Raw genomic sequence first — 8,039 nt, forward strand, 5'->3', positions numbered from 1 at the left:
CCTTGGCCTTGCCCTGCTCGTCCAGCGTCGGGAACACGGCCGCCGCATATGATTCAGCCGGCGGCAGCTTGGCCAGCACGTCGGCCGGGATCTTGCCGTTCTTGGCGAGATCGTTGAAGCGGATCGGGTGGCAATAGCCCTTCAGCCAGCCGATCTGGCCTTCGTCGGAATAGAGATATTCCATCCACAGCTTGGCGGCGTTCGGATGCGGCGCATAGGCGCTGATCGCCTGCACGTACACACCGGCGACGACGCCGGTCTTCGGCACGATGACGTCGACGGGCGGATTGCCCTTCAGCGTGTCGCGGCCCGAAAGCGCGTTGTAGTCCCAGGTTACGAGGATCGGCGTCTGGCCTTGGGCGAGCGTCGCCGTCTTGCCGATGACCGGCACGAAATTGCCGGCGGCGTTGAGCTTCTTGAAGAAGTCCAGGCCAGCCGTGCCCGCGGCTTCACCAGCTGCCGCACCACCGGAAAGGCCGGCGGCGTAGACGGCCTGGATGGCCTGGTTCGAAGCGCGCGGATCACCGGCAAGCGCCACCGAGTTGGCGAATTCCGGCTTCAGCAGGTCGGCCCAGTCCGTCGGAGCTTCCTTGACCAGATCCTTGTTCACTTCGAAGGCGAGCACGCCGTAATAGTCGCCGTACCAGGCTCCATCGGCATCCTTGGCGCTGTCCGGGATCGAGTCCCAGGTCGACACCTTGTAAGGCATCAGCAGGCCGTCCGCCTTGGCGGTCGGGCCGAAGGACAGGCCGACGTCGATGACGTCGGGAGCCTGCGGGCCCTTATTGTCCTTGTTGGCCTTGATCGCCTCGACCTCGTCGCCGGAGCCGGCATCGGGGTTGAGTTCGTTGATGGTGATTTCCGGATACTTCGCTTTGAAGCCGGCGATAACGTCGCCGTAGCCGCACCAGTCATGCGGCAGCGCGATGGTGGTGAGCTGGCCTTCAGCCTTCGCGGCCTTGACGAGATCGTCCAGCGAAGCCGCGGACGAAATCACCGACGACACCATCAGGGTCGCGGCCGAAAGGGAAAGCACCTTCCCCGTGAATTTGAACATGTGTTCTCTCCGTTGAACTGGCGCCGTTGGACGCCTGCGATGCGGTATCGTTTTCGTGTGACAGCCAGATGAAAGCTTTGTGAAACCAGCCGTCAGCAGCGCCAAAAGTTAACTCTTTTTAACAGGCTGTAGCAATTAGCCATCACTTAATTTTCCGGCTAATCATTAATCCGCCCGTCTTTCGCCCCTTCCCCTTTCCTTTCCCCTCGTTTCCCGATCAACTTCCGCCCCCCGGAACCGGCCTCAGACCGTCCCGGCGATGGCGTTTTCGAGCAGTGTCAGCGCGGCCTTCTTGGTCAGCTTGACCGGGTTGCCGCCGGCCGTCGGATCGACCACCGCCATGTCGGCGATCAGTCCCTTGCGCTTCTTGTCCATGTCGAGCCCCTTGATCAGGCCCGGCAGTGCGTGCGGCACCTTCAATTCCTTGCGCAGCTTGATGACAGCCTTGGCGAAGCCGTCGAAACCGCCCTTGATGCCGCAATAGGCGGCGAGCCGGGCAATACGCTCCTCGATGGAGTCGCGGTTGAAGGCCAGCACATAGGGCATGAACACGGCGTTGGTCATGCCGTGATGGGTGTCGTAGAGCGCGCCGATCGGATGAGACAGTGAGTGGATGGCGCCCAGCCCCTTCTGGAAGGCCGCGGCGCCCATGGCCGCCGCGCTCATCATATGGGCGCGGGCGACAAGGTCCTTGCCATTGGCATAGGCCTTCGGCAGGTTTTCGAAGACTAGGCGCACACCTTCGACCGCGATGCCGTCAGCCATCGGATGATAGCCCGGCGCGCAATAGGCCTCGAGGCAATGGGCGAGTGCATCCATGCCGGTGCCGGCGGTGATGAAAGAAGGCATGCCGACCGACAGCTCCGGATCGGCGATCACGATCGCCGGCAATAACTTCGGATGGAAGATGACCTTCTTGGTATGCGTCTCCTCGTTGGTGATGACACCAGCGCGTCCGACCTCCGAGCCGGTGCCAGCCGTGGTCGGCACCGCGATGATCGGAGCGATGGCGTCGGAATTGGCGCGCGTCCACCAGTCGCCGACATCCTCGAAGTCCCAAACCGGCCTGACTTGACCGGCCTGAAAGGCGATCAGCTTGCCGAGGTCGAGCGCCGAGCCGCCGCCGAAAGCGATGACGCCGTCATGCTTGCCCTTCTTGAACACCGCAATGCCGGCGGTGAGGTTGGAGTCCACCGGGTTCGGCTTCACCTCGGAGAACACGCCATAGGGCACCTTGGCGTCGTCGAGAATCCTGAGCGTCGTGGCGACGACCGGCAGCTTGGCCAGCCCCGGATCGGTGACGAAGAGCGGCCGCTTGATGCCGGTGGCCGCCAGCACCTCCGGCAGTTCCTTGATGCGGCCAGCGCCGAAGCGGACTGTGGTGGGGTAGTTCCATTTGGAGATGAGCTTGGACATTTTTGTCTTTCGAAAATTAGATGGCTTCACGCAGATGAAATGATTTCGGCCTCGTCAGATTGTCGTAGCCGATGGCCGACAGCCCGGCGCCCTTGCCGGTGTCCTTGACGCCGGTCCAGACCAGCGCCGGATCGAGATAGTCGCAGCGGTTCATGAACACCGTGCCGGTCTCGACCCGGTCGCCGATCGCCACCGCGTGCTCGGTGTCGCGTGTCCAGATCGAGGCGGTCAGCCCATAGGCGCTGTCGTTCATCAGCGCGATCGCCTCCTCGTCGTTGCGCACTTTCATGATGCCGACGATCGGGCCAAAACTTTCCTCGCGCATGACGCTCATCTGGTGGTCGACTCCGGTCAGCACCTCGGGCGCCAGATAGGGCGAGCCGGGCTGGTCGTTGGCCACCTTCATGTTGATGTGCGCCACCGCACCCTTGCGCAGCGCCTCGGCCTTCTGCTCGCGGATCAGGTCGGCAAAACGCGCCTGCGCCATCGGCCCCATCGTCGTCGTCTGGTCGAGCGGATTGCCGACGACGTAGTTCTTCGTCTCGGCGATAAAGCCTTCGACGAATTCGTCATAGACCTTCTCGTGCACATATACGCGTTCGATGCCGCAGCAGCATTGGCCTGAGTTGTAGAAGGCGCCGTCGACCAGATTGGCCACGGCGTGGTCCATCTTGGCATCGGCCAGCACATAGGCCGGGTCCTTGCCGCCGAGCTCGAGGCCAAGCGTCATCAAGGTGCCTGCCGCCGCCGTTTCAATGGCGCGGCCGCCGGCGACCGATCCGGTGAAATTGACATGGTCGATCTTGCCCGAACCCAGCAGTTTTTCGGTCTGGGCGTGATTGAGAACGACGTTCTGGAACACGCCCTTGGGCAGCCCGGCCTTGTCGAAAGCCTGTTGGAAGCGCTCGCCGACCAGCAATGTCTGCGCCGCATGTTTCAGGATGACGGCATTGCCGGCCATCAGTGCCGGCACGATGGTGTTGACGGCTGTGAGATAGGGATAGTTCCATGGCGCGATCACCATGACCACGCCGAGCGGATCCTTCTTCACATAGCGGCGGAAGCCGTCCTTGGGATTGGAAGCCGGCACGGATTTCAGCGCCGCCTCGGCGATCTCGACCATATAGGTGGTGCGCTCCTTGACGCCGCCGAACTCGCCGCCATACCGAACCGGACGCCCCATCTGCCAGGCGATCTCCGGCACGATCTCGTCTGATTTCGCAACCAGCGCTTCGAGCATCGCCAGCATGTACTTGCCGCGCTCGACGATCGGCGTCTGCGCCCACTTCTCCTGCGCCGCCTTGGCACGCTCGACCGCGGCATTGATCGCCTGGTCCGTCGCGACCGGACGCTCGGCATAGATCGAGCCGTCGATGGGAGATTTCAGTTTGACCGTTTCGGTCATCGTTTAAGTCCTCGCACTTCTGTAACAATCGAAAAATCACATGGCTTGGCGCTGCCCCTTCTCCCCGTGTAGCGACGGGGAGAAGGGAAACGCTCCAGCGCTGGCATCCCTCTCTCACCGTTCTTCACGGGGAGAGGGTAAGGGTGAGGGACGGCTCTAACGTCGTGGCAATCTAGTACCGCTCGAACCCTCTGTGCAGCTCCCAATCCGTAATGCGGCGGTCGTATTCGAACTGCTCCCACTTGGCCGTGTGGACGTAGTGCTCCAGCACATCCTCGCCGAGCGCCTGTTTCAGCATTTTCGACTTGGCCAGCGTGTCGGTGGCGTCGCGCAGCGTCTTCGGGATCTCCGGCAGGCGCGAGGCCTGGTAGGCATCGCCGACGAACGGCTTCTGCAGCTCAAGCTTCTCGTCGATGCCGGCAAGGCCGGCGGCGATCAGTGCGGCGAAAGCCAGATAAGGATTGAGGTCGGCGCCGCCGATGCGGCATTCCATGCGGATGCCCTTGGTGCCCTCGCCGCACAGGCGGAAGCCGGCGGTGCGGTTGTCCTCGCTCCACATGATCTTGGTCGGTGCGAAGGTGCCGGCCTGGAAGCGCTTGTAGGAATTGATGTAGGGCGCCAGGAACCAGGTGAATTCCTTCGCATACTTCAACTGTCCGGCCGCCCATTGCTGGCCGAGTGTCGACAAGGTCCAGTCGGCTTGTCTGTCGAAGAACAGCGGCGTCTTGCCGTCGGCGCTCCACAGCGAATTGTGGATGTGGCTGGAATTGCCGGCGAGGCCGTAATTGTACTTCGACATGAAGGAGATCGCCTTGCCTTCGGACTCGGCGATCTCCTTGGCGCCGTTCTTCAGGATGACGTGGCGGTCGGCCATGTCGAGCGCTTCGGCATAACGCACGTTGATCTCTTCCTGGCCCGGACCCCACTCGCCCTTGGAATTCTCGATCGGAATGCCGGCGGCTTCCATCTCGTTGCGAAGCCGGCGCATGACGCCTTCTTCCTTGGTGGTGATGCCGATCTGGTAGTCGCCGATATAGGGCGACGCGGTGTCGAGACCTTGCCAGTGCTTCTTGCGGGCGGAATCGTAGGTCTCGTTGAACAGGTAGAATTCGAGCTCGGAAGCGAAATAGCCGATATAGCCACGCTCCGTCAGCCGCTTCACCTGCTTCTTCAATATGGCGCGCGGCGAGTGCGGAAGGTCGTCATGGGTATGGTGGTCGAGCACGTCGCAGATCACCAGCGCCGTCTTTTCCAGCCAGGGAATACGCCGCAGCGTCGCAAGGTCCGGCTTCATGACGAAATCGCCATAGCCCTTCGACCAGCTTGCCGCCTTGTAGCCCGGCACCGGCTCCATATCGATATCGGCCGCCAGCAGATAGTTGCAGCCATGCGTTTCGTCATGTGCGGAATCGACGAAGTACTGCGCCAGGAATCGTTTTCCCGCCAGTCGGCCCTGCATGTCGACGATGCATGCCAGCACCGTGTCGATCTCGCCATTGGAGACCGCTTTCTTCAACTGATCGAACGAGAAATTTCCGGCCATTCCTTTGGCACTCCAGCGCTTGGTCGTTTCGGGCTTGTCATATTGAACGGGAAAAAACCGTGGCGAGCGAACCCGCCACGGTTTGATTGGCTGTTTAGGCGGATTCGCCGACGGCCTTTTCAGCGGCTGCGATGGTCGCCCTGCGCTTGGCGAGTGCCGCCTCGCCAATGGGCGGCCCCTGGAAGCGGCGATTTTCAACGGCGAACCACAAGACGACGAGCAGAATGATCAACCCAATCGCATAATTGATCAGGATGTCGAAGGGCGGCTGGATGCCGGCATACATCAACACCAGGACACCAAGCACGGTGATGATGGCGAACGGCTTTGACCAGATGCCGAGCCGGAATGGTCCGAATTCGGTCCAGCTCTTTCCTTCCGCAAGAAGTCCGGCTGCGATCGGCATGGCATAGGAGACGTAGAGGAAGAGAGCGCAGCCGGCTGCAAGCGCCGCGAAAGCCGGCGAATAGAGCGTGGCGGCGATCGACAGCACGACGCCGAGCCAGATAGCCGGAACTGGCGTGCGCCAGGTCGGCGAAACCTGCTTCCACAAAGACGACCCCGGCAGACCCCCGTCACGCGAAAAGGCGAAGATCATACGCGATGTCGAAGTGAGGCCGGCCAGCGCGCACAGATAGTTCGACAGCACGATGGCGATGCCGAGCAGAGCCTTGAGCCAGGTTGGCGCCGGCAGATTGTTGAACAGGTTGAACCAGGCATTGCCGCCGTCCTTGGCGGTCGCCACGAGATCGGGGCTCGCAAGGACGAAGGAGACCGCCATGACGAAACCGAAGACGAGAGACCAGAGGACCGCGTGGATCATGCCCCTGGGCACCGCAACGCGGGCATTGTGTGTCTCCTCGGCAGTGTGCGCCGAGGCGTCGAAGCCGGTGATCGTGTAAAGCGGGTAGAGAAGGCCGATCAGGAAGGCCACCAGCGCCGTGCGGGCCGTCGGAACATAGCCGCCCCCGAGATCGCCGGTCGTGTTGACGAAGGTCGTCAGTCGCGAAAGGTCGAAACCATGCGCGCCCCAGATCAGGAAGGTCAGCGTCAGCACAACCGCAACGACGAGGATGAGGTAGCCGGAAAAATCGGTCAATCTCGTTGTCGTCTTGATGCCGAGATGATTGAACAGACCTTGGGTGACGGTAATGATCACGACAGCCACCGTCTGCTGCCAGAAGCCCCAGGTCGATGTGTCCCAGCCGAAGATCGGACCTGCGACGAGCCCTTGAAACAGCAGGTAGACGCCGACATTCACCGAGGCGACCACGAAGATCAGGCCGAGCAGGTTGATCCAGGCCGTGGCCCAGCCCCAGCCGCGACCGCCCAGGATCGACGACCAGTGATAGAGGCCGCCGGCGGTAGGATAGGCCGAGCCGATCTGGCCCAGCGAAGCAGCGACGACAAGGGCGAAGACGCCCCCGATGAGCCAGCCGATGGTCGCCTCGAAACCACTGCCGGTGGCCATCGCCAGCGGGAAAGACGTAATGCCGCCCGCCAGGATGCAGATAATCGAGAAGGAAATGGCGAAGTTGGAGAAGCCGCTCATGCGGCGAGCCAATTCCTGGGCGTAACCCATACTGTGAAGGATTTTTGTGTCCTCCGACTTGTCGGAGTGATCAGGTGTTGTCATGTCAGAATTCCCCTCTTGGTTCTTAGCTGGCCGATTGAACTGACTTTCCGACTGCGCTTCGTCGAGAGCCCTTGGCCTCCTCTGGCTCCAGATTCAAAAAAATGCCCGCAAGCAAATCCGCCCATTTCCGCTGCCCGGTTTCGCCGGAGATTTCATCGTTGCGGATTTCGATCATCGCGCAGGACAACCCGCGCGAGCGCGCATGCCGTTCGAGCGTGAAATAGACGCGGTCGGCAGGCGAATAGGGTTCGTTGACGCCGACGGTGACGCCGGCAAGCCGCTGCAGTGCGCCGATCAGCGGCGCCGCCAACCGGCGATCCTCGTCATGGATGATGCCGATATGCCACGGCCGGTTGCGGCCCTTGTAAACCGGCGTGAAGGAATGCACGGAGACTAGCCGGGTCTCCTGGCCGCGCGCCAGCCTGTCTTCGATAATTCCCGCAATCGTGTCGTGGAATGGCTGCCATGACAAGGCGACGCGCTGCGCACGCTGCTTGTCCGAAAGGCCTGCATTCCCCGGTATGGCTGTGGTTTCGCTGACCGGCGGCACCAGGTCCGGCGCATCGAGCGGCCGGTTGCAGTCGATGATCAACCGCGAAATGCGGGTTTCGACCAGCGTCGCATCGAGCGCCCGCGCCATGCGCAGCGCAACCGGCAGCGCGCCGGGATCCCAGGCGATGTGGCGCGACAGGTCCTCGGCTGCGAGGCCGAGCGTGCCGAATTCGGCCGGCAGGAAATTGGAAGCGTGGTCGCAGGTCAGTACGAAGGGGCTCGATCCGCCGGGATTGGTCACCCCCACGGTATCAGACGATGCAAGGCTGGCGGGCCGTGCTTTCTCCATACTCTGCCGTCCCCGGGGAGCGCTGTATCGTATGTTACGTATTTTGCCTCATTGCGTCCCTACGGATGATTTCATACAGTTTGTCCGGCTTTGTCAAATGCGATCTGGGGAAAAGACCATCGGCCGGGCCAAGGGTGGGGA

General features: G+C 61.9%; 6 protein-coding genes. All 6 read right to left on the reverse strand.

Going from position 1 to position 8,039, the window contains the following annotated elements:
- The coding region (locus EOA36_RS19785) for an ABC transporter substrate-binding protein (protein WP_145969228.1) at positions 1-1,057 on the reverse strand (1,057 nt) is incomplete at its 3' end.
- A 243-nt stretch (positions 1,058-1,300) separates the two neighbouring features.
- On the reverse strand, positions 1,301-2,473 hold the full coding sequence (locus tag EOA36_RS19790) for an iron-containing alcohol dehydrogenase (protein ID WP_127279063.1): 1,173 nt from the start codon (positions 2,471-2,473) through the stop codon (positions 1,301-1,303).
- Positions 2,474-2,489: 16 nt separating this feature from the next.
- Positions 2,490-3,878 carry an aldehyde dehydrogenase family protein gene (locus EOA36_RS19795; RefSeq protein WP_127279064.1) on the reverse strand — a complete coding sequence of 463 codons (1,389 nt, stop codon included), beginning with the start codon at positions 3,876-3,878 and terminating at the stop codon, positions 2,490-2,492.
- 172 nt (positions 3,879-4,050) lie between these two features.
- On the reverse strand, positions 4,051-5,421 hold the full coding sequence (locus EOA36_RS19800; protein ID WP_127279065.1) for a glutamine synthetase family protein: 1,371 nt from the start codon (positions 5,419-5,421) through the stop codon (positions 4,051-4,053).
- A 94-nt stretch (positions 5,422-5,515) separates the two neighbouring features.
- The gene (locus EOA36_RS19805) at positions 5,516-7,057 is read right to left on the reverse strand and encodes an amino acid permease (RefSeq protein WP_127279066.1); all 1,542 of its coding nucleotides are present in this window, start codon (positions 7,055-7,057) and stop codon (positions 5,516-5,518) included.
- 22 nt (positions 7,058-7,079) lie between these two features.
- Entirely contained in the window at positions 7,080-7,898 is an 819-nt protein-coding gene (locus tag EOA36_RS19810; RefSeq protein WP_127279067.1) for an N-formylglutamate amidohydrolase, read from the reverse strand.
- Positions 7,899-8,039: the final 141 nt, after the last annotated feature.

Source organism: Mesorhizobium sp. M8A.F.Ca.ET.021.01.1.1 (assembly GCF_003998025.1).
In the GTDB taxonomy this organism is placed as follows: domain Bacteria; phylum Pseudomonadota; class Alphaproteobacteria; order Rhizobiales; family Rhizobiaceae; genus Mesorhizobium.

Bases quoted from the DNA above. Each gene is read 5' to 3' on its own strand.
- EOA36_RS19790 (WP_127279063.1), bottom strand. From the start codon at position 2,473: ATGTCCAAGCTCATCTCCAAATGGAACTACCCCACCACAGTCCGCTTC.
- EOA36_RS19800 (WP_127279065.1), bottom strand. From the start codon at position 5,421: ATGGCCGGAAATTTCTCGTTCGATCAGTTGAAGAAAGCGGTCTCCAAT.
- EOA36_RS19810 (WP_127279067.1), bottom strand. From the start codon at position 7,898: ATGGAGAAAGCACGGCCCGCCAGCCTTGCATCGTCTGATACCGTGGGG.
- EOA36_RS19795 (WP_127279064.1), bottom strand. From the start codon at position 3,878: ATGACCGAAACGGTCAAACTGAAATCTCCCATCGACGGCTCGATCTAT.
- EOA36_RS19805 (WP_127279066.1), bottom strand. From the start codon at position 7,057: ATGACAACACCTGATCACTCCGACAAGTCGGAGGACACAAAAATCCTT.